This window comes from Streptomyces verrucosisporus, from assembly GCF_017114865.1.
In the GTDB taxonomy this organism is placed as follows: domain Bacteria; phylum Actinomycetota; class Actinomycetes; order Streptomycetales; family Streptomycetaceae; genus Streptomyces; species Streptomyces fenghuangensis.
In genome coordinates this window covers 29,405-48,235 of record NZ_JADEYH010000006.1, presented here as the reverse complement: position 1 = coordinate 48,235, position 18,831 = coordinate 29,405, and the positions used below count along the sequence as shown (strand labels likewise).

Annotated in this window: 17 protein-coding genes; 11 read left to right on the top strand and 6 right to left on the bottom strand. The window is 74.6% G+C overall.

All coding sequences use genetic code 11. The features are described 5' to 3' along the window. The first annotated feature begins 259 nt into the window (after window positions 1–259). From IQ279_RS09735 to IQ279_RS09725, 3 genes are read left to right on the top strand one after another with little or no spacing between them, the layout of a single operon-like run. A complete protein-coding gene (locus tag IQ279_RS09735) occupies window positions 260–667 on the top strand; it encodes a hypothetical protein (RefSeq protein WP_206347977.1) in 408 nt (135 codons plus the stop codon). A gap of 5 nt (window positions 668–672) precedes the next feature. Then, window positions 673–1,224 carry a thiol-disulfide oxidoreductase DCC family protein gene (locus IQ279_RS09730; RefSeq protein ID WP_206347976.1) on the top strand — a complete coding sequence of 184 codons (552 nt, stop codon included), beginning with the start codon at window positions 673–675 and terminating at the stop codon, window positions 1,222–1,224. Between the two features lie 10 nt (window positions 1,225–1,234). Continuing rightward, a complete protein-coding gene (locus IQ279_RS09725) occupies window positions 1,235–2,149 on the top strand; it encodes a TetR/AcrR family transcriptional regulator (RefSeq protein WP_206347975.1) in 915 nt (304 codons plus the stop codon). A gap of 83 nt (window positions 2,150–2,232) precedes the next feature. Here IQ279_RS09725 and IQ279_RS09720 read toward each other — a convergent pair whose 3' ends face one another. After that, the gene (locus IQ279_RS09720) at window positions 2,233–2,997 is read right to left on the bottom strand and encodes an NADPH-dependent F420 reductase (protein WP_206347974.1); all 765 of its coding nucleotides are present in this window, start codon (window positions 2,995–2,997) and stop codon (window positions 2,233–2,235) included. 144 nt (window positions 2,998–3,141) lie between these two features. Here IQ279_RS09720 and IQ279_RS09715 point away from each other — a divergent pair, with 144 nt between their 5' ends. The 7 genes from IQ279_RS09715 (at window position 3,142) to IQ279_RS09685 (ending at window position 12,142) form a co-directional block, all read left to right on the top strand. Beyond that, window positions 3,142–3,999, top strand: a complete 858-nt coding sequence (locus IQ279_RS09715; protein ID WP_206347973.1) for a TIGR03084 family metal-binding protein — start codon at window positions 3,142–3,144, stop codon at window positions 3,997–3,999. Further along, window positions 3,996–5,732: an acyclic terpene utilization AtuA family protein gene (locus IQ279_RS09710; RefSeq protein ID WP_206347972.1), complete on the top strand. Its 1,737-nt coding sequence runs from the start codon at window positions 3,996–3,998 to the stop codon at window positions 5,730–5,732. Before IQ279_RS09715 ends, IQ279_RS09710 begins: the two co-directional genes overlap by 4 nt. Next, window positions 5,729–7,333 carry an acyl-CoA carboxylase subunit beta gene (locus IQ279_RS09705; protein ID WP_206347971.1) on the top strand — a complete coding sequence of 535 codons (1,605 nt, stop codon included), beginning with the start codon at window positions 5,729–5,731 and terminating at the stop codon, window positions 7,331–7,333. Before IQ279_RS09710 ends, IQ279_RS09705 begins: the two co-directional genes overlap by 4 nt. A 9-nt stretch (window positions 7,334–7,342) precedes the next feature. Beyond that, entirely contained in the window at window positions 7,343–9,433 is a 2,091-nt protein-coding gene (locus IQ279_RS09700) for an ATP-binding protein (protein ID WP_372445111.1), read from the top strand. After that, complete coding sequence (locus IQ279_RS09695; protein ID WP_206347970.1) at window positions 9,430–10,620, top strand: acyl-CoA dehydrogenase family protein; 1,191 nt, start codon at window positions 9,430–9,432, stop codon at window positions 10,618–10,620. Before IQ279_RS09700 ends, IQ279_RS09695 begins: the two co-directional genes overlap by 4 nt. A gap of 134 nt (window positions 10,621–10,754) precedes the next feature. Continuing rightward, complete coding sequence (locus IQ279_RS09690) at window positions 10,755–11,558, top strand: enoyl-CoA hydratase family protein (RefSeq protein ID WP_206347969.1); 804 nt, start codon at window positions 10,755–10,757, stop codon at window positions 11,556–11,558. Continuing rightward, entirely contained in the window at window positions 11,543–12,142 is a 600-nt protein-coding gene (locus tag IQ279_RS09685) for a TetR/AcrR family transcriptional regulator (RefSeq protein WP_206347968.1), read from the top strand. The genes IQ279_RS09690 and IQ279_RS09685 overlap by 16 nt, the downstream gene beginning before the upstream one ends. Before the next feature lie 64 nt (window positions 12,143–12,206). Here IQ279_RS09685 and IQ279_RS09680 read toward each other — a convergent pair whose 3' ends face one another. Then, the gene (locus IQ279_RS09680; protein WP_206347967.1) at window positions 12,207–14,240 is read right to left on the bottom strand and encodes an NADPH-dependent 2,4-dienoyl-CoA reductase; all 2,034 of its coding nucleotides are present in this window, start codon (window positions 14,238–14,240) and stop codon (window positions 12,207–12,209) included. Between the two features lie 92 nt (window positions 14,241–14,332). Continuing rightward, a complete protein-coding gene (locus IQ279_RS09675) occupies window positions 14,333–14,725 on the bottom strand; it encodes a nuclear transport factor 2 family protein (protein ID WP_206347966.1) in 393 nt (130 codons plus the stop codon). A gap of 170 nt (window positions 14,726–14,895) precedes the next feature. Between IQ279_RS09675 and IQ279_RS09670 the strand changes: the two genes are divergently transcribed. After that, window positions 14,896–15,513: a PadR family transcriptional regulator gene (locus tag IQ279_RS09670; RefSeq protein WP_206347965.1), complete on the top strand. Its 618-nt coding sequence runs from the start codon at window positions 14,896–14,898 to the stop codon at window positions 15,511–15,513. A 31-nt stretch (window positions 15,514–15,544) separates the two neighbouring features. Here IQ279_RS09670 and IQ279_RS09665 read toward each other — a convergent pair whose 3' ends face one another. The 3 genes from IQ279_RS09665 to IQ279_RS09655 are packed head-to-tail and all read right to left on the bottom strand — an operon-like array spanning window position 15,545 to window position 18,830. Beyond that, window positions 15,545–15,916, bottom strand: coding sequence for an MmcQ/YjbR family DNA-binding protein (locus IQ279_RS09665; RefSeq protein ID WP_206347964.1), 372 nt, complete (start codon window positions 15,914–15,916; stop codon window positions 15,545–15,547). Between the two features lie 59 nt (window positions 15,917–15,975). Then, a complete protein-coding gene (locus IQ279_RS09660) occupies window positions 15,976–16,614 on the bottom strand; it encodes a GNAT family N-acetyltransferase (RefSeq protein WP_206347963.1) in 639 nt (212 codons plus the stop codon). Beyond that, a complete protein-coding gene (locus tag IQ279_RS09655; protein WP_206347962.1) occupies window positions 16,611–18,830 on the bottom strand; it encodes a penicillin acylase family protein in 2,220 nt (739 codons plus the stop codon). Before IQ279_RS09655 ends, IQ279_RS09660 begins: the two co-directional genes overlap by 4 nt. Window position 18,831 lies beyond the last annotated feature (1 nt).

Here is an 18,831-nt window from a genome sequence, read left to right as displayed (position 1 = left end):
TTCTCCTTCGGCAGGTCCGGCGCGGACCGCCCTCCGCGCCGCACCGGTGCGAAAGGCGCCGCCGCCCACGATGGCGCATCCGCCGCCCTCCGTGCGTCAGGCACTCGGGACGGGGCGCCGCGCGCCACCTGCCGAAGAGGGCCTCCGGCCCCATCCTCCTTGCCGGGCAACGGACTTGAACGTGTTCAAAAACAGGTCTACAGTCCATGGCAGCAGATTTTTGAACACGTTCAAAGAGCGCTTCACGAAGGGGCGGGGCATGGATCTCACCGTGGTCACGTATGTCGTCTACCTGGCCGTCAGCATCGGTCTGACGGTCTGGGTGGCACGCACGCTCAGCAGGAACGGGCAGATCTTCCTGGAGGACGTCCTGTGCGGGAACGAGAAGCTCGCGGACGCCGTGAACCACCTGCTGGTGGTCGGGTTCTACCTCGTCAACCTCGGCTTCGTCGCCCTGTACCTGCGGGTCGGGGCCCCGGTTCACGACACCAGGGGTGTGTTCGAGGCGCTGTCGAGGCAACTGGGCGTGGTGCTGCTGGTCCTCGGCGTGCTGCACCTGGGGAACGTCTACGTGCTGAACCGGATCCGGCGGCGGGGCGCGATGGAGCGGGAGCAGACGCCCCCGGTGCCGCCGCAGGGCTGGACCGCTCCGGCCGCCGGGGCGTGACGGACGTGGCGGGCGTGACGGGAACGGCCGCCGGGCACCGGGGCGCCCCGGTACGCCGGCTGACGGTGCTGTACGACGCGGGCTGCCCGCTGTGCCGGCACATCCGCGACTGGCTTGCGCGGCAGCGCAAACTCGTCCCCCTCGATCTGGTGCCCGCCGGCTCGGACGAGGCGCGGCGCAGGCTGCCGGGGCTCGACCACGGCCGCACCCTGGAGGAGATCACGGTCGTGGGGGACGGGGGACAGGTCTACCGCGGGCCGGCCGCCTGGATCGTGTGCCTGTGGGCCCTGGCCGGGTACCGGTCCGCGGCCCACCGGCTCAGCACTCCGGCGGGCGCACCGCTGGCGCGCGCGGCGGTGCTCGCCGCGGCGAAGTACCGGCGAGCGGTGCGGGGGCCGGACGGGGACGGCGACCGGGAGGGCGGCTGGGGCGGGACGGCCTACCGCGCGGACGACGGATGGAGTTACGACCCCGGCACGGGCTGGACCTTCACCGGCCGGGCTCCGGCCTCCTCCCTCCCCCCGGCCTGCGGGGGAGACTGTCCGGCGCCCGATTAGGCTCACCCGTGTGGAAGCAGCACCGAGATCCGTACGCGAGGACGCCGCGGCCGGCTCCTCCGAGCCCACCGCGGCCCCCGGAGCCGGGAGGCGGGGCGAGCCGGAGAAGGCCGCCGGGCCCGCCCGGCGGCCCAGGAGCGAGCAGACGCGGGCCCTCATCCTGGAGACCGCCCTGCGCCTGTTCCGCGAGCGCGGCTACGACCGTACGACGATGCGCGCCATCGCCCAGGAGGCCGGAGTCTCCGTCGGCAACGCGTACTACTACTTCGGCAGCAAGGAGCACCTGATCCAGGGCTTCTACGACCGGATCACCGAGCAGCACCAGGCGGCCGCCGAGGCCGTCCTGGACGGCGAGAGGGACCTCGCGGCACGCATCCGCGGGGTCCTCCTCACCTGGCTGGACATCGCCGAGCCTTATCACGAGTTCGCGGCCCAGTTCTTCAAGAACGCCGCCGACCCCGACAGTCCGCTCAGCCCCTTCTCCGCGGAGTCCGAGGGCCCGCGGGAGGCGTCGATCGAGGTCCACCGCAGGGCCCTGGCGGGTGCGGACACCGCCTACGATCCCGAACTCGCCGAGCAGTTGCCCCGGTTGCTCTGGCTCCAGCAGATGGGCATGGTCCTGTTCTGGGTCTACGACCGTTCCGAGGGCTCGGCCAACAGCCGCCGCCTGGCCGAGCGCGTGGCGCCGATCGTCGCCCGCGCGATATCCCTGACCCGCTTCCGCCTGCTGCGGCCCCTGGTGCGCGAGACCCACGAACTGCTCAGCGACTTCATGCCGACGGCGGCGGGTATGGCCGCGAACGGGCCGCAGCGCGAGGAGCCGGAGAAGGCGGGCAGGCGGGCGGGGCGGCGGAGGGAAGGGAAGACGGAGGAGAGGAGGGCTGCGGGCGGACGCGAGGCCGGGGAGCGGGACGGGGAGGGCTGACGGCCCCCGGCGCGGGGAGCCCGGCCCGTGGCGTACCGGTCTCCCCGCCCCGCCCCAGCCCCGGCCCCCGGCGCGGCGCGGCGTCAGGCACGGAAGTCGTCCGGCCGCTCCGGGGACGCCTCGGCCAGCGCGGCGGCGACCTCCCCGGCGCCGGCCCGCAGTCCGTACACGGGCGTGCCGGGCTGCTGGCGCCAGGAGTCGTCGATGCCGCCCGCGTCGACGGTGTCGAAGCCCATCTCCTCGACGAGGTCCCGCACACGGCGCTTGGCGCCCTCGTCGTCCCCGGCCACCGGCAGGGCCATGCGTCCGGGATCGCCCGCGGGGCGCGGCCTGTCGACGATGTCCTGGGCGTAGGTGCCGTTGAACGCCTTGACGACCGGGTGGCCGATCTGCCGCTCGGTCCAGCGGCTCTCGGTCAGTCCCTCGTCCTCGATGGCGTCGATCCGGCCGTCGCGCTGCCGCGGGTAGTAGTTGCCCGTGTCGATGACGGCCACCCCGGGCGCGGCCCCGTCGAGCAGCCCGGAGGGCAGGTCGGGCACGGCCTTCAGCGGGACGGTGACCACCACGATCTCCGCGCCGCGTGCCGCCTCGGCGGCGGTCACGGGGGTGGCTCCGGTCTCCTGGGCCAGTTCGGTGAGGGTGTGCGGTCCGCGCGAGTTCGCCACCGACACCTCGTGGCCGAGTGCGGTCAGCCGCCTGGTCAGGTTGCCGCCGATGTTGCCCGCGCCGATGATGCCGATCTTCATCGCTCGCCCTTCCGTTTCCGTCGGTCGGAGCGGCCGGCGGCCGCCTCGTGCCGGCCCGGTGAGGACCGGGCGGCTTCCTGCGGAACCCCGTCGGCGGGGCATCTGTTCCCCGGCCCACCGCGTGTCCCCGTCCGGTGCCGGCAGTGCGGCCGCAGAAAACCATGCATGCGTGCTTGCTTGTTTCTGTCGTCCCTGTCACGCTCACCGGACGGGGAAGCCCACACGGCCGAGGTGAGGGAGAGCGGCATGCCGGGCACGGCTGCGGACGAGGTGCTGGATGACCTGCGGCGCGAGGGCGAGGAGCTGGACGCGCTCGTCGCCCCCCTGGCCGGGAAGGCCGATGAGCGGTGGACGGCCGCCACCTCGGCACCCGGCTGGACCGTCGCCCACCAGATCGCCCACCTGGCCTGGACCGACGAGCGCGCCCTGCTCGCCGCCCGCGATCCCGAGGGGTTCCGGCGGGAGGCCGAGGCGGCGTTCTCGGCCCCGGCGGCCGTGGACACCTACGTCGACGACGGAGCCCGCCGCGGCGCCGCGCTGCCGCCCGGCGCGCTGCTGGCACTGTGGCGCGCGGGGCGGCGGAGGCTCGCCGGTGCGCTTTCGGAACTGGCCGGGCACCCGGGCAGGCGCCGCGTCCCCTGGTACGGGCCGCCGATGAGCCCCGTCGGCATGGCCACGGCCCGGCTGATGGAGACGTGGGCGCACGGTGAGGACGTCGCCGGGGCGCTCGGCGTGCGGCGCGAGCCGACCGCCCGGCTGCGCCATGTCGCCCGGCTCGGCGTGCGGACCCGGGACTTCGCCCATCTGGTGAACGGACTGGAGCCGCCCGCCGAGCCGTTCCGCGTCGAACTCACCCCGCCCCCGGCGGCCGCCGGCGGCCCCGGCGAGCTGTGGACGTACGGACCCGCCGACGCCCCGCAGCGCGTGAGCGGACCCGCGCTGGACTTCTGCCTGCTCGTCACCCGGCGCGTGCACCGCGACGACACCGCCCTGCGTGCCACCGGCGCCGGAGCCGAGGGCTGGCTCTCCATCGCCCAGGCCTTCGCGGGGCCTCCCGGCGCCGGACGGGCGCGGGGCGAACGCGGGTACGGAACCGCGCGGTGACCCCCGGCCCGGCCGGCGGGGTGCTGCGGATCGGGAACGCCTCCGGCTTCTACGGCGATCGCTTCGACGCGGTGCGCGAGATGCTCACCGGTGGTGAGCTGGACGTCCTGACCGGCGACTACCTGGCCGAGCTGACCATGCTGATCCTGGGCCGGGACCGGACGAGGGACCCCGGCCTCGGCTACGCGAAGACCTTCCCGCGGCAGCTGGAGGACACCCTCGGTCTCGCCGTCGAGCGCGGGGTGCCGCTGGTGGTCAACGCCGGCGGGCTCAACCCGGCCGGACTGGCCGGTGCCGTCAGGGAGTTGGCCGGCCGGCTCGGCCTGCCGGCGAGGGTGGCGCACGTCGAGGGCGACGACGTCACCGCCCGCGGCGGCTGGGGCGAGGGCGTCCTCACCGCCAACGCCTACCTCGGCGGCGCCGGCATCACCGCCTGCCTGGAGGCGGGCGCCGACGTGGTGGTGACCGGCCGGGTCACCGACGCCGCACTGGTCACCGGGGCAGCCGCCGCCCGCTTCGACTGGGACCCCGGCGACCCGGCCGACCGCGACGCGCTGGCCGGCGCCATGGTCGCCGGGCACGTGCTGGAGTGCGGCACCCAGGCCACCGGCGGCAACTACGCCTTCTTCGCCGCCGAGGGGATCGACGTGCGCCGCCCCGGCTTCCCGCTGGCCGAAATCCACCGTGAGGGCAGCTCGGTGATCACCAAGCACCCGGGCACCGGCGGGGCGGTGACCGTCGGCACCGTCACCGCCCAGCTGCTGTACGAGACGGCCGGAGCGCGCTACGCCGGGCCCGATGTGACGGCACGTCTGGACACCGTACGGCTGCGGGCCGACGGACGGGACCGGGTGCGGATCGAGGGCGTGCGCGGCGAGGCGCCGCCGCCCGCGCTCAAGGTGGGCCTGACCCGCCTGGGCGGCTTCCGCAACGAGGTGGTCTTCGTCCTGACCGGCCTGGACGTCGAGGCCAAGGCGGCGCTGGTGCGCCGGCAGATGGAGGACCGGCTGGACGCCGCGCCCGGCGGCCGCCCCGCCGAGGTCCGCTGGACCCTGGCCCGCACCGACCACGCGGACGCGCCCGTACAGCAGGAGGCGAGCGCCCTGCTCCACCTCGTGGTGCGGGACGCGGACGCCGAACGGGTGGGGCGGGCCGTCAGCGGCGCCGCCGTCGAGCTGGCGCTCGGCAGCTACCCCGGCTTCCACGTCACCGCCCCGCCGGGCAAGGGGGCGCCGTACGGCGTCTTCGAGACGGCGTACCTGGACGCGGCCGAGGTGCCGCACACGGCCGTACTGCCCGACGGGCGGCGGATCGCGGTGCCGCCGCCCCGCACCACCCGGCCCCTGGAACCGGTGGCCGTGCCCCCGCTGCCCGAGCCCCTGCCGAGGCGGAGGCCGGGCGCCACCCGCCGGGCCCCGCTGGGGGCGGTGGCCGGGGCGCGCAGCGGGGACAAGGGCGGCAGCGCCAACATCGGCGTGTGGGTGCGCGACGAGCGGACCTGGCGCTGGCTGGCACACACCCTCACCACCGCCCTGCTGCGCGAACTGCTTCCGGAGGCCGCCGAGCTGCCCGTCACCCGGCATGTGCTGCCCGGCCTGCGCGCCCTGAACTTCGTGATCGACGGCGTCCTCGGCGAGGGCGTGGCCTCCCGGGCCCGCTTCGACCCGCAGGGCAAGGCGCTGGGGGAGTGGCTGCGCTCCCGACGCATCGACATACCCGAGGAGTTGCTGTGACCGTTCTGCGCTCGGCGCTGGACACCACGGCGCCGGAGTACGCCGCCAACCGCGAGGCGATGCTCGCGAAACTGGACGCACTGGAGGCCGAGCACGCCAAGGCCCTGGCCGGGGGAGGGGAGAAGTACCTCGCCCGCCACCGCGGGCGCGGCAGACTCCCGGCCCGCGAGCGCACAGAGCTGCTGCTCGACCCCGACACCCCCTTTCTGGAACTGTCCCCGCTGGCGGCCTGGGGCAGTGACTACACCGTCGGCGCCTCGCTGGTCACCGGTATCGGCGTGGTCGAGGGCGTCGAGTGCCTGATCACCGCCAACGACCCGACCGTGCGGGGCGGAGCCAGCAACCCCTGGACGCTGAGGAAGGCCCTGCGGGCCAACGAGATCGCCCGGGCCAACCGGCTACCGCTCATCAGCCTGGTGGAGTCCGGCGGGGCGGACCTGCCCGGCCAGAAGGAGGTCTTCATCCCCGGCGGAGCCCTCTTCCGCGGCCTCACCCGGCTCAGCGAGGCCGGCATCCCCACGATCGCGGTCGTCTTCGGCAACTCCACCGCCGGCGGCGCCTACGTCCCCGGCATGTCCGACCACGTGATCATGGTGGACGGAGGCGCCAAGGTGTTCCTCGGCGGCCCGCCGCTGGTGAGGATGGCCACCGGCGAGGAGGCCGACGACGAGGAACTGGGCGGGGCCGGCATGCACGCCCGCGTCTCCGGCCTCGCCGACCACTTCGCGGTGGACGAGCCCGACGCGCTGCGCCAGGCCCGCCGCGTCGTCGCCCGCCTCAACCGGCCCAAGGCCCACCCCGCCCCCGACCCGGCGGCCGTACGCCCGCCGCGCCACGACGAGGACGAACTGCTGGGCGTCGTGCCCGGCGATCTCAAGATCCCCTTCGACCCGCGCGAGGTGATCGCCCGGATCGTCGACGACTCCGACTTCGACGAGTTCAAGCCGCTGTACGGCACCAGCCTGACCACCGGCTGGGCGGCCCTGCACGGCTACCCCGTCGGCATCCTGGCCAACGCCCGCGGCGTGCTGTTCAGCCAGGAGTCGCAGAAGGCCGCCCAGTTCATCCAGCTCGCCAACCAGCGCGACATCCCGCTGCTGTTCCTCCACAACACCACCGGCTACATGGTCGGCACCGAGTACGAGCGGGGCGGCATCGTCAAGCACGGCGCGATGATGATCAACGCGGTCTCCAACTCCAGGGTGCCGCACCTGTCGGTGCTGATGGGGGCGAGCTACGGGGCCGGCCACTACGGCATGTGCGGCCGGGCCTACGACCCGCGCTTCCTGTTCGCCTGGCCCAGCGCCAAGTCCGCCGTCATGGGCCCGCGGCAGCTCGCCGGAGTGCTCTCCACCGTGATGCGCGAGTCCGCGGCGGCCAGGGGCAGGCCCTACGACGAGGAGGACGACGCGGCGCTGCGCGCCATGGTCGAGCAGCAGATCGAGGCGGAGTCGCTGCCGGTGTTCCTGTCCGGGCGGCTCTACGACGACGGCGTCATCGACCCGCGCGACACGCGCACCGTGCTCGGCATGTGCCTGTCCGCCGTGCACACCGCGCCGGTGGCGGGCGCGCGCGGCGGCTTCGGCGTCTTCCGGATGTGAGGAGTGGACGTGTCGATACAACCGGACGCGGAGCGGACCATCGGCTCCGTCCTGGTCGCGGGCCGCGGCGAGATCGCCCGGCGCGTCTTCCGTACCTGCCGGGAGACGGGCGTCGCCACCGTCGCCGTCCACTCCGACGCGGACGCGGACGCCCCCCACGCGCGGGAGGCCGACACGGCCGTGTCGCTGCCCGGTGACGCACCCGCCGACACCTATCTGCGCGGCGACCTGATCGTGGCGGCCGCCCTGGCGGCGGGCGCGGACGCCGTCCACCCCGGCTACGGCTTCCTCTCCGAGAACGCCGGCTTCGCCCGGGCGGTACTGGAGGCGGGACTGGTCTGGATCGGCCCGCCGCCCGGGGCGATCGAGGCCATGGCGTCCAAGACCCGCGCCAAGGAGCTGATGAGGAAGGCCGGGGTGCCGCTGCTGGAGCCGGTGCGGCCCGGTGAGGCGTGCGAGGAGGACCTGCCGTTGCTGGTCAAGGCCGCGGCGGGCGGCGGCGGACGCGGCATGCGGATCGTGCGCGAGGCGGCCGCGCTGGAGAGCGGGATCCGAGCCGCGTCGGCCGAGGCGGAGGCGGCCTTCGGCGACGGCGAGGTCTTCACCGAGCCCTACGTCGAGCGCGGCCGCCATGTGGAGGTGCAGGTGCTCGCGGACGGCCACGGCACGGTGTGGGCCCTGGGCACCCGCGACTGCTCGCTCCAGCGCCGCCACCAGAAGGTGATCGAGGAGGCCCCCGCGCCGCGCCTGACCGGGGAGCAGCGCGCCGCACTGCACGGTGCGGCCGAGCGCGCCGCCCGCGCGGTCGGCTACCGGGGCGCGGGCACGGTGGAGTTCCTCCTCGCACCGGACGGGCGGGCGTACTTCCTGGAGATGAACACCCGCCTCCAGGTCGAGCACCCCGTCACCGAGTGCGTGTACGGCCTCGACCTCGTCGCGCTGCAACTGCGGATCGCCGAGGGCGCCACGCTGCCCGCTGCCCGGCCGCCCGAGCCGCACGGCCACGCCGTCGAGGCCCGCCTCTACGCGGAGGATCCGGCCCGGCAGTGGCGCCCGCAGACCGGACGGGTGCACCGTCTGGAGGTCCCCGGCGGCCCAGGAGTGCGGCTGGACGCGGGGGCGGGCGACGGCGACGAGGTCACCGTCCACTACGACCCGATGCTCGCCAAGGTCATCGCCTGGGCGCCCACCCGCGCCGAAGCCGTGCGGAAACTGGCCCACGCGCTGGAGCGGGCCCGCGTCCACGGCCCGGCCACCAACCGCGACCTGCTGGTGCGCTCGTTGCGGCACCCCGACTTCGCCTCCGCGCGCATGGACACCGGCTTCTACGACCGGCATCCGGCACTCCTGTGCCAGGAGCCCCCGGACGGGGAACGGCGCCTGCGCGCAGCGGCGTTCGCGGCGGCCCTGGCGGACGCCGAGGCGCGCCGCGCGGCCGCGCGGACCGTCTCCGGACGGCTCGGCGGCTGGCGCAACCTCCCCTCCGGCCCGCAGACCAAGCGCTACCGGGCCGAACCCGGCGGGGCGGAGCTTCAGGTGCGCTACCGGCCCGCGCGCGGCGTCCCGCCGCTCGCCGAGGACCTGCCGGGCGTACGCGCCCTGCGCGTCGCCGCCGACCGCGTCGAACTGGAGATCGACGGTGTACGGCACCGCTTCGACGTCGCGGCGTACCCGGACGGGCCGGGCGGCGGAACCGGCCCGGGAGGCGGAGAGGAGCGGACGAGGGTCTTCGTGGACTCGCCGCTGGGCGCGTACGCCTTCACGGAGCTGCCGCGCTTCCCCGACCCGGCCGCCCGCACCGAACCGGGCTCGCTGCTGGCTCGGATGCCCGGCACGGTCGTACGCCTCGCCGACCACCTCGCCGCAGGCGACGCGGTGACGGCCGGACAGCCGCTGCTGTGGCTGGAGGCGATGAAGATGGAGCACCACGTCACGGCGCCGGCCGACGGGGTGCTGCGGGAGCTGCGGGTGACCGCAGGACAGCGCGTGGAGGTCGGCGCGGTCCTGGCCGTCGTCACCTCCGGGGAGCAGGTCCGCGACGGCACCGGGGAACCACCGGCGAGTTCGGCGACCGACGAAGGCGAAGGGGCGGGCACTTGACCACCGATCAGCACGCCGGGCACACGGCGGCCGCACTGCTGGAGACCGACGAGCAGCGGGCGCTGCGCGCGGCCGTCGCCGCGCTCGGCGAACGCTACGGCCGCGAGTACTTCGAGCGGGTGCGCCGGGCCGGCGGGCAGAGCGACGAGTTGTGGCGGGAGGCCGGAAGACTCGGCTACCTGGGCGTCAGCCTCCCCGAGGAGTACGGAGGAGGGGGCGGAGGCATCACCGAGCTGTCCATCGTGCTGGAGGAACTGGGCGCGGCGGGCTGCCCGCTGCTGATGCTCATCGTCACCCCCGCCATCACCGGCACCGTCATCGCCCGCTTCGGCACCGAGGAGCAGAAGCGCGCCTGGCTGCCCGGACTGGCCGACGGCAGCCACAGGATGGCCTTCGGCATCACCGAGCCGGACGCCGGGTCCAACTCCCACCGCATCACCACCACCGCCCGCCGCGACGGCGGGGGGTGGGTCCTGACCGGCCGCAAGGTCTTCGTCTCCGGTGTGGACATCGCCGACGCCACCCTGATCGTGGGCCGCACCGAGGACGCCCGCACCGGCCGGCTCAAGCCCTGCCTGTTCATCGTCCCCGGGGACGCCCCCGGCTTCTCCCGCAACATGATCGAGATGGAACTGTCCGCCCCCGAGAAACAGTTCGAACTGGTGCTGGACGACGTGCGGCTGCCCGCGGACGCGCTCGTCGGCGACGAGGACGCCGGACTGCTCCAGCTCTTCGCCGGACTCAACCCCGAGCGGATCATGACCGCCGCCTTCGCGCTCGGCATGGGCCGCTTCGCCGTCGCCCGGGCGGTGGACTACGCCCGCACCCGGCAGGTGTGGAAGGAGCCGATAGGAGCCCACCAGGCCATAGCCCACCCGCTGGCCGAGGCGCACGTGGAGATCGAGCTGGCCCGTCTGATGACGCGCAAGGCGGCCCTGCTGTACGACGCGGGCGACGACGAGGGGGCGGGCGAGGCGGCCAACATGGCCAAGTACGCGGCGGCGGAGGCCTGCGCGAGGGCCGTCGACCGCGCCGTGCACACCCTCGGCGGCAACGGCCTGACCAGCGAGTACGGACTGGGCTCCCTCGTCACCGCCTCCCGCGTCGCCCGGATCGCGCCGGTCAGCCGGGAGATGATCCTCAACTTCGTCTCCCACCGGACCCTGGGACTGCCCAGGTCCTACTGAGACACCCACCCCCTGGGGGACACCGTGTTCCGCGGAGAGTACGCCGGTGTCCCACACCTCGACCGGGCCCTCCACGACACCGCATGGCGCGAACCGGGGGCCGGTGAACGGGAGCAGGAGAGGAGTACCACGGTATGAGAGGCACGGAGGCCGGCGAGGGCAGGGGCGGCGGCGAGCGCAGCCCCCTGGTGCGGAGTTCGGCGTGGCGGGGCGTCACCAACCTCACCCTCGACTCGCCGCACAACCGCAACGCGCTCTCCGCCCGGCTGGTGGGCGAGCTGTACGCGCACCTGGAGTCGGCCGGGCGCGACCCGGGCACCCGGGCGGTGCTGCTCACCCACACCGGCACCACCTTCTGCGCCGGTGCCGATCTGAGCGAGGCCGGTGCGGCGGCCGGGCCGACCGACGCGCCCCTGGGCCTGGCCCGGCTGCTGCGCACGGTCGTGGCCTTCCCCAAGCCCGTCGTCGCCCGCGTCACCGGACACGTACGGGCGGGCGGGGCGGGGCTGGTGGGCGCCTGCGACATCGCGGTGGCCGGCCCCGGAGCGACCTTCGCCTTCACCGAGGCGCGCCTCGGGCTGGCCCCCGCGGTGATCTCCCTGCCGCTGCTGCCGAGGCTGGACGCGCGGGCGGCCGGACGGTACTACCTGACCGGCGAGCGGTTCGGCGCGGCGGAGGCGGCCCGCATCGGGCTGGTCACCGTCGCCGCCGAGGACGTGGACGCCGCGCTGGAGCCGGTCCTGGACGGGCTGCGGCGAGCCTCGCCGCAGGGCCTGGCGGAGTCCAAACGCCTGGTCACGGCGGAGGTGCTACGGGCCTTCGACCGGGGCACCGATAGCCTGGCGGAGCTCTCCGCGCGGCTGTTCGCCTCAAGTGAGGCGCGCGAGGGCATGTCCGCCTTCCTCGAACGACGGGACCCCCGATGGGTGCACCACTGACCGCACGGGGCAACGCGCCCAAGCAGGACCGCAGCCGCGCCACCCGGCGGCGTCTGCTCCAGTCCGCGGTGGCCTGCCTGGCCGAGCGCGGCTGGACGGGCAGCACGGTCGCGGTCGTCGCCGAGCACGCGGGCGTCACCCGCGGGGCGGCCCAGCACCACTTCCCCACCCGCGAGGACCTGTTCACAGCGGCGGTGGAGTACGTCGCCGAGGAACGGTCGGCCGTTCTGCGGGACCTGCCCAGGCCGGCCGGCGTCCGGGAGGCCGTCGAGGCGATCGTCGGCCTCTACACCGGCGAGCTCTTCCGTGCCGCGCTCCAGCTGTGGGTGGCCGCCTCCAACGAACCCCAGCTCGCGCCCCGGGTGGTCGCGCTGGAGGCGCGCATCGGCCGGGAGACGCACCGCATGGCGGTGCGTCTGCTGGGCACGGACGAGAGCGTGCCGGGGGTGCGGGAGACCGTGCAGGGACTGCTCGACATGGCCCGCGGCCTGGGTCTGGCCAACCTCCTGACCGACGACGGCGCCCGCCGCGAGCGGGTCGTGGCCCAGTGGGCGGCCGTCGTCGAGGCGGCCCTGCGCGGCTGACGGCCGCCCCTCCCGCCCCGCACGGGAGGAGTGGAACGGACGGGGACGGCCACCGGCCCGTGTCCTACAGGGCGGCCGCCAGGCGGGTGCCCTGGTCGATCGCGCGCTTGGCGTCGAGTTCGGCGGCGATGTCGGCGCCACCGATGAGATGGGCCTTCACGCCGCGCCCGGACAGCTCGTCGTACAGGTCGCGCCGGGGCTCCTGCCCGGTGCACAGCACGACGGTGTCCACCGGCAGCACCCGGGGCCGTCCGTCGACGGTGATGTGCAGGCCCTCGTCGTCGATGCGCTCGTAGGCGACACCGGGGAGCATGGTGACGCCGCGCTGCCTGAGCTCGGTGCGGTGGATCCAGCCGGTGGTCCTGCCCAGGCCCGCGCCGACCTTGCTCGTCTTGCGCTGGAGCAGGTGGACGGTGCGCTCGCCGGCGGGGCGGACGGGCTCGGCCAGGCCACCGGGGGAGCGGTGCTCGGTGTCGACGCCCCAGCGGGTGAGGAACGCCTCGGTGCTCTCCGGTTCGCCCGGTCCGCCGTCCGGACCGGGGTGGGTGAGATAGGCGGCGACGTCGAAGCCGATGCCGCCCGCGCCCAGGATCGCCACGCGCCGGCCGACGGGCCTGCGGCCGTGGAGGACGTCGAGGTAGCCCACCACGCTGGGGTGGTCGATGCCGGGGATCCCGGGGACGCGGGGGGTGACGCCGGTGGCCAGGACGATCTCGTCGTGGCCGGCGTCCGCGAGCTGCTCCGCGGTGACCTCGGTGCCCAGGCGAAGCCGGACGCCGAGGGTGTCGAGCCGGTGGCGGTAGTAGCGCAGGGTCTCGTCGAACTCCTGCTTGCCGGGGACGCGGCGGGCGGTGTTGAGCTGCCCGCCGACCTCGGATGCGGCGTCGTACAGGGTGACGGTGTGGCCGCGCTCGGCCGCGGAGACGGCGAAGGCGAGCCCGGCCGGTCCGGCGCCGACCACCGCGAGGTCCTTGACCCGGCGGGTGGGCTCCAGGACCAGCTCGGTCTCGTGGCAGGCCCGGGGGTTGACCAGGCAGGAGGTGATCTTGAGGCTGAAGGTGTGGTCGAGGCAGGCCTGGTTGCAGCCGATGCAGGTGTTGATCGCCTCGGGGGTGCCGGCGGCGGCCTTGGCGACGAAGTCGGCGTCGGCGAGCATGGGGCGGGCCAGGGAGACCATGTCGGCGTCGCCGTCGGCGAGGATCCGCTCGGCCAGTTCGGGGTTGTTGATGCGGTTGCAGGCGACCAGCGGGACGGAGACGGACCCCATCAGCTTGCGGGTCACCCAGGTGAAGGCGCCGCGGGGTACGGAGGTGGCGATGGTGGGGACACGCGCCTCGTGCCAGCCGATGCCGGTGTTGATGATGGTGGCGCCCGCGGCCTCGACGGCGCGGGCCAGCTCGACGACCTCGGGGAAGGTGGAGCCGCCGGGCACCAGGTCGAGCATGGACAGGCGGTAGACGATGATGAAGTCCTCGCCGACGCGCTCGCGGACCCGGCGCACGATCTCGACGGGGAAGCGCGTGCGGTTGGCGTACGAGCCGCCCCAGCGGTCGGTGCGGTGGTTGGTGGCGGAGGCGATGAACTCGTTGATCAGGTAGCCCTCGGAGCCCATGATCTCCACGCCGTCGTAGCCCGCGGACCGGGCGAGTGCGGCGCTGTGGGCGAAGTCCTCGATGGTCTGCTCGATCTCGGCGTCGGTGAGTTCGCGCGGGGTGTGGGGGCTGATCGGGGCCTTCAGCGGGCTCGGGGCGACGAGGTCGGGGTGGTAGGCGTAGCGGCCGAAGTGGAGGATCTGCATCGCGATGCGGCCGCCCTCGGCGTGGACGGCGTCGGTGACGGCGCGGTGGCGTTCGGCCTCCTCCTCGGTGGTGAGCATGGCGCCGCCGGGGTAGGGGCGTCCGGCCTCGTTGGGGGCTATGCCGCCGGTGACGATCAGGCCGACGCCGCCGCGGGCGCGCTCGGCGTAGAAGGCCGCCATCCGGGAGAAGCCGTCGGGGGCCTCCTCCAGACCGACGTGCATCGAGCCCATGAGGACCCGGTTGGGCAGGGTGGTGAAGCCCAGGTCCAGCGGCCGGAGCAGATGGGGATAGGCGGTCATGCGGTCGGTCTCCCGGTTCGGTGCGGGTGAGGGCGGTGCGGCGGAAGGAGGGAAGGGGGGGTGGTGGCAGGAGGAGCGGGACGGGCCGGAGGTCAGCGGCCGGCGGCCTCGCGCGAGATCCGCTCGAACTGCGCGCCCATGGCCTCGGCCAGCGCCTGGGCGGCGGACAGCGGGCGGACCATGACGGTGAGGTCGTCGATCCTGCCGTCCTCGTCGAAGTGCAGGAAGTCGCAGCCCTGGATCCGCCGGCCGCCGACCGTGGCGGTGAAGACGAGGGCGTGGTCGCGGCCGTCAGGACCGGAGAACTCACGGGTGTAGGAGAAGTCCTCGAAGACCCGCATCACACCGCGCAGGATCGCCGCGGTGATCGCCCTGCCCTCGTAGGGCCTGAACGCGACGGGGCTGGTGAAGACGACGTCCTCGGCCAGCAGGTCCGCCAGCGCCTGCTCGTCGCGGGCCTCCACGGCGCGCCGGAAGGGGTTCATGCCGACCACCTCGATAGACAAAAAGTTTACTAGGTGCGTTGGAGAGTAAATCCTGGCGGGGAGCCTGTCCACACCGGGCCGGGGCCGCGCCCGCCGGCACGGATCCGAAGGGGGAGCCGACGCGGAACAGTCGATTTGTCGGCAGGTCGCCCCCGTGCTCCAATACGGGGATGGCTCTGCGCAACGCGGTGATGGCGGCCCTACTGGAAGGCGAGGCGTCGGGCTGGGACCTGGCCAAGGGATTCGACTCCTCGGTCGCCGACTTCTGGACCGCCACCCCCCAGCAGCTCTACCGCGAACTCGAGCGCATGGAGCGGGAAGGGCTCGTGGAGGCCCGCGTCGTCCAGCAGGAACGCAGGCCCAACAAGCGGCTGTTCTCCCTGACCGAGGCGGGATACGCCGCACTGCGCGACTACACCGCCGCCGCCCTCGCCCGGCCCACCGTCATCCGCGACGAGCTGCTGGTGAAGGTCCAGAGCGCCGACGCGGGCGACATCGAGGGGGTCAGGGCCGCCGTCGAGACGCAACTGAAGTGGTCGACGGCCAAACTGGCCCGCTACGAGCGGGGGCGCGCCAAGCTGCTGGACGGGCGCACCGAGGAGGAGTACTTCGCGCGGGCCGAACGCGTGGGCCCCTACCTCACACTGCTGCGCGGCATCGCGTTCGAGCGCGAGAACCTTCAGTGGTGCGAGACCGCACTGAAGGTCCTGCGGCAGCGCGGCGCCGGTGCGGGCACCGGCGCCGGCGGACGCGGACGGGGGGCGGAGGCGTCCGGCCGCCGGCGGTGAGCGGCCCCGCGCCCGCCGGCCGGGCGCCGGACTATCCCCCGGAGCCCACCGCACCGCCGGGCACCAGATCCGGATGCGCCTCCAGCAGCCGCTCGGGAGCCGCCTGCCGCCAGGAGTCGACGAGAATGTCCCGCAGCTCGGCGACGTCCTCCAGGGCGGCCAGCCTGACCCGCACCCACGCCGAGGACGCCTCGTGGGGCGGCACCCAGAACTTCTCCGGCTCGGCCGCGATCAGTTCGGTGCGCTCATGGCGCGGGCAGCGCACGGCGAAGGAGGTCTCGTCGTCGGGGACGGTGATGTACATCTTCCCGGCCACCCGGAAGGTGGGCATGCTCCACGCCTCCTTCTCCACGGTCTCCGGGAGGGACAGCGCGATACGTCGGACGTCGTCGGAATCGATCACGGCGATACCGTAGCCGCACCCACCGGCACAGCCGGGCCGCGCCGGGGACGCCCGGCCCCTCAGAAGGGCCGGGAGTCGGTGCGGGAGAGGAAGGCGTCCCGGTCCAGGAAGACCAACCGGGCCCGCTTGTGCGGCAGCTCGATCTCGGGACCGAGGACGAAACCGGTCCGCAGCAGCCGGGATACCGCCTTCTCGTTGCGGGCGTCCGGCTCGGCGACGATCCGCCTGCGGCCGGGGTCCTCGGCCAGCAGACGGGACAGGAAGACGGTCAGCAGGGTGCCGGTGAAGCCCGGCCGCGCCCCGCCGTCCGCAGGGCCGATCATCAGATGGAGACCGTAGTCCCCCGGCCGCACCTCGTAGTACTCGCCGACCGGGTCGGCGTCCGGCTCGTAGGTCTGGAAGAGGGCGACCGGCCGGTCGTCGAGGTGGATCAGGTAGGCGTGGTGCGTGGACAGGGAGTCCAGGTACTCGTAGATCTCCAGGACCTGTTCGCGGGTGTGGTCCGCCATCCCCCAGAAGCGGGCCCGCTCCCGGGTCACCCAGTCGTGGATCAGATCGATGTCGCGGGCGGGGTCCACGGGGACGACGCGGACCGTGCCGAAGCCCTCGACGCGGGCCTCGTGCACGGCCTCGCGGCACCGGGGAGCCGAGGGCGCGGAGGGGGCGGAGGCGCCGGAGGGCGCGGCCGGGTCGGTCACTTCTCTCCTCGGTCGGAGGCTGCGGACGGTACGGATGGTACCGGCGGCGCGGCGGGCTCCTCGGTGAGCTGGCCCCAGTCGGTGACGACCGGGACCAGCTCGCAGCGCGCCCACAGCGAAAGCTGGTCGCGGTGGTGCGGGTCCCCGGGCACGCCCGAGGCGCCGAGCGGCACCACCCAGGCGCTGTCCTCGCGGCGGGCGAGGTCCCACACGTAGCGGGCGGCGGAGGCGCGGGCGCTGAGATCGGTGACCCCGGGAACGCTGGAGGTGGCCAGCACGCAGTCGTGGTCGCCCGCCAGGGAGGGCCAGGGCTCGCCGGGATCGGCCGGCAGCGCCTGCCAGGGCGCGAGCCGGTGGGCGTCGCCCCACCGCGCCGGAGGGCCCTGGACGGCGGCCTCGCCGGCCGCCACCTCCTCGACGGCCGCCCGTACGGCCCCGGCCCGGTCCGCGAGCGGCAGCCGGTCCGTGGTCAGCAGGTGCTCCAGGGCGTATCCGACACGGGGTACGAGCGCGAGCCAGGGACGGAAGACCTCCGGCGCGGGCGGCGGCTCCGCCAGCGGCCGCAGCAGCGGATGCTGCGCCAGCAGCCTGACCGTAGCGGTGCGCACGGCGGCGAAGGAGGCGGCGCCCACGCTGTCGGCGTCCATACGGCGGTCCCAGTCCAGCAGCCGCTCCCGCAACCGCCGTGCGTCCGGCCCCAGTTCCCCGGGGCCGGTACGCGCCAGCAGGTCCAGCAGGGGCGCGGCCGAGGCCAGCAGGGTGTCGCGGTGGACGGCCGCCATGTCCTTCGCGGACCACACGGCCCGCTCCGCCAGCAGCTCCCGGATGCGTTCGGCCCGGTGCGGCGGCGCGAACTCCACACCGAGGGGTCCGGCGATGCCGCGCTGGTTGGCCATGACCGCGACGCCCTCCACGCGTTCGCGCGGCATCGGCCCGTACCGGGCCCGCCAGGCGTGCCGGGGCTCCCAGGCGGGCACGACCTGTATCCGGTTGTCCGGATGGCGCACGGGAACGGCGCCCGCCACCCGGTGCAGCGTCCCGCCCGCGGTGTCGGCGGCGAGGACGACGTTGACGGGCTCCACCCAGCCGTCCAGGGCACGGTCGACGTCGGTGACGGAGCGGGCCCGCAGCAGGGCGGGAAGCACACCGAAGCCGAGGTCCGCGCTCACCCGAGGGGGGTGGCGCAGGGAGAGCGCGCCGAAGACCTCCGGGACCGGGGCACCGGGGGCGGAGGAGCCATGAGCCGGGGAGTCCTGTACCGGGAGGCCCGGATCCGCCCAGTGCGCCGCCTCGTCACCGTCGGCTATGACGGGCCCGCGCTCGGTCTCGATCACCTCGACCGTCACGGGCTCGCCGCCGGCCACCTCGATCGTCTCCACGCGGCGCTCGGCGGGCCGCCACCCGTCCGGTCCCAGCGCCTCCACCCGTTCCCCGCCCGGCCCGGTGCGCCGCAGCCGTTCGCGGTAGAGGTCCTGGTAGTCGGCCATGGCGTTGGTGATGGCCCAGGCCACCCGGCCGGCGTGGCCGAAGTGGGCGATGCCGGGGACGCCGGGGACGGCGAGGCCGATGACGTCGAACTCCGGGCAGGCCAGCCGGATCTGCTGGTAGACCCCCGGGGCCTCGATGAACCGGTGGGGGTCGCCCGCGACGATCGCGGAACCCGTGGTGGTGCGCTCCGCCGGAACGAGCCAGCCGTTGCTGCCGGAGGTGCCGGGCCCGTCGGTGGCGAACACCCCCACCCACTCGGGGCCGAGCCGGCGGGCGACGGCGTCGCGCCAGAGCTTGGCCGGGAAGCCCGCGAACAGGATGTGCGCCGACAGCCAGACGCCCAGCGGCGTCCACGGCCGCCAGCGGCCGGGGGCCAGGCCGGTGGCGGCGAACTCCGGGGCCCGGGCGGCCCCTTCCGCCAGCCCGTCGTTGACCCCGTCGACGTAGGAGCGGACCCAGGCGGCGGTGCCGGGATCCTCGCGCTCCAGGGCCTCCATGCACCGCCGGGCGGTGTCCTCCAGCCGCACCCGCCGCGCGAACCGGTCCCAGGAGACGGCCTCCGCGCCGAGGAACGACGCGGTGGTGCCCTGCGCGCGGTGCCGCTCGACCTCGATCTGCCAGGCGCGGTCGGCCGCCGCGTTGCGTCCCTGGGCGTACGCCAGCTCGTCCGCGCCGTCCGCGCGCAGATGCGGTACGCCCCAGGCGTCCCGGTAGACCCTCACGGCCATG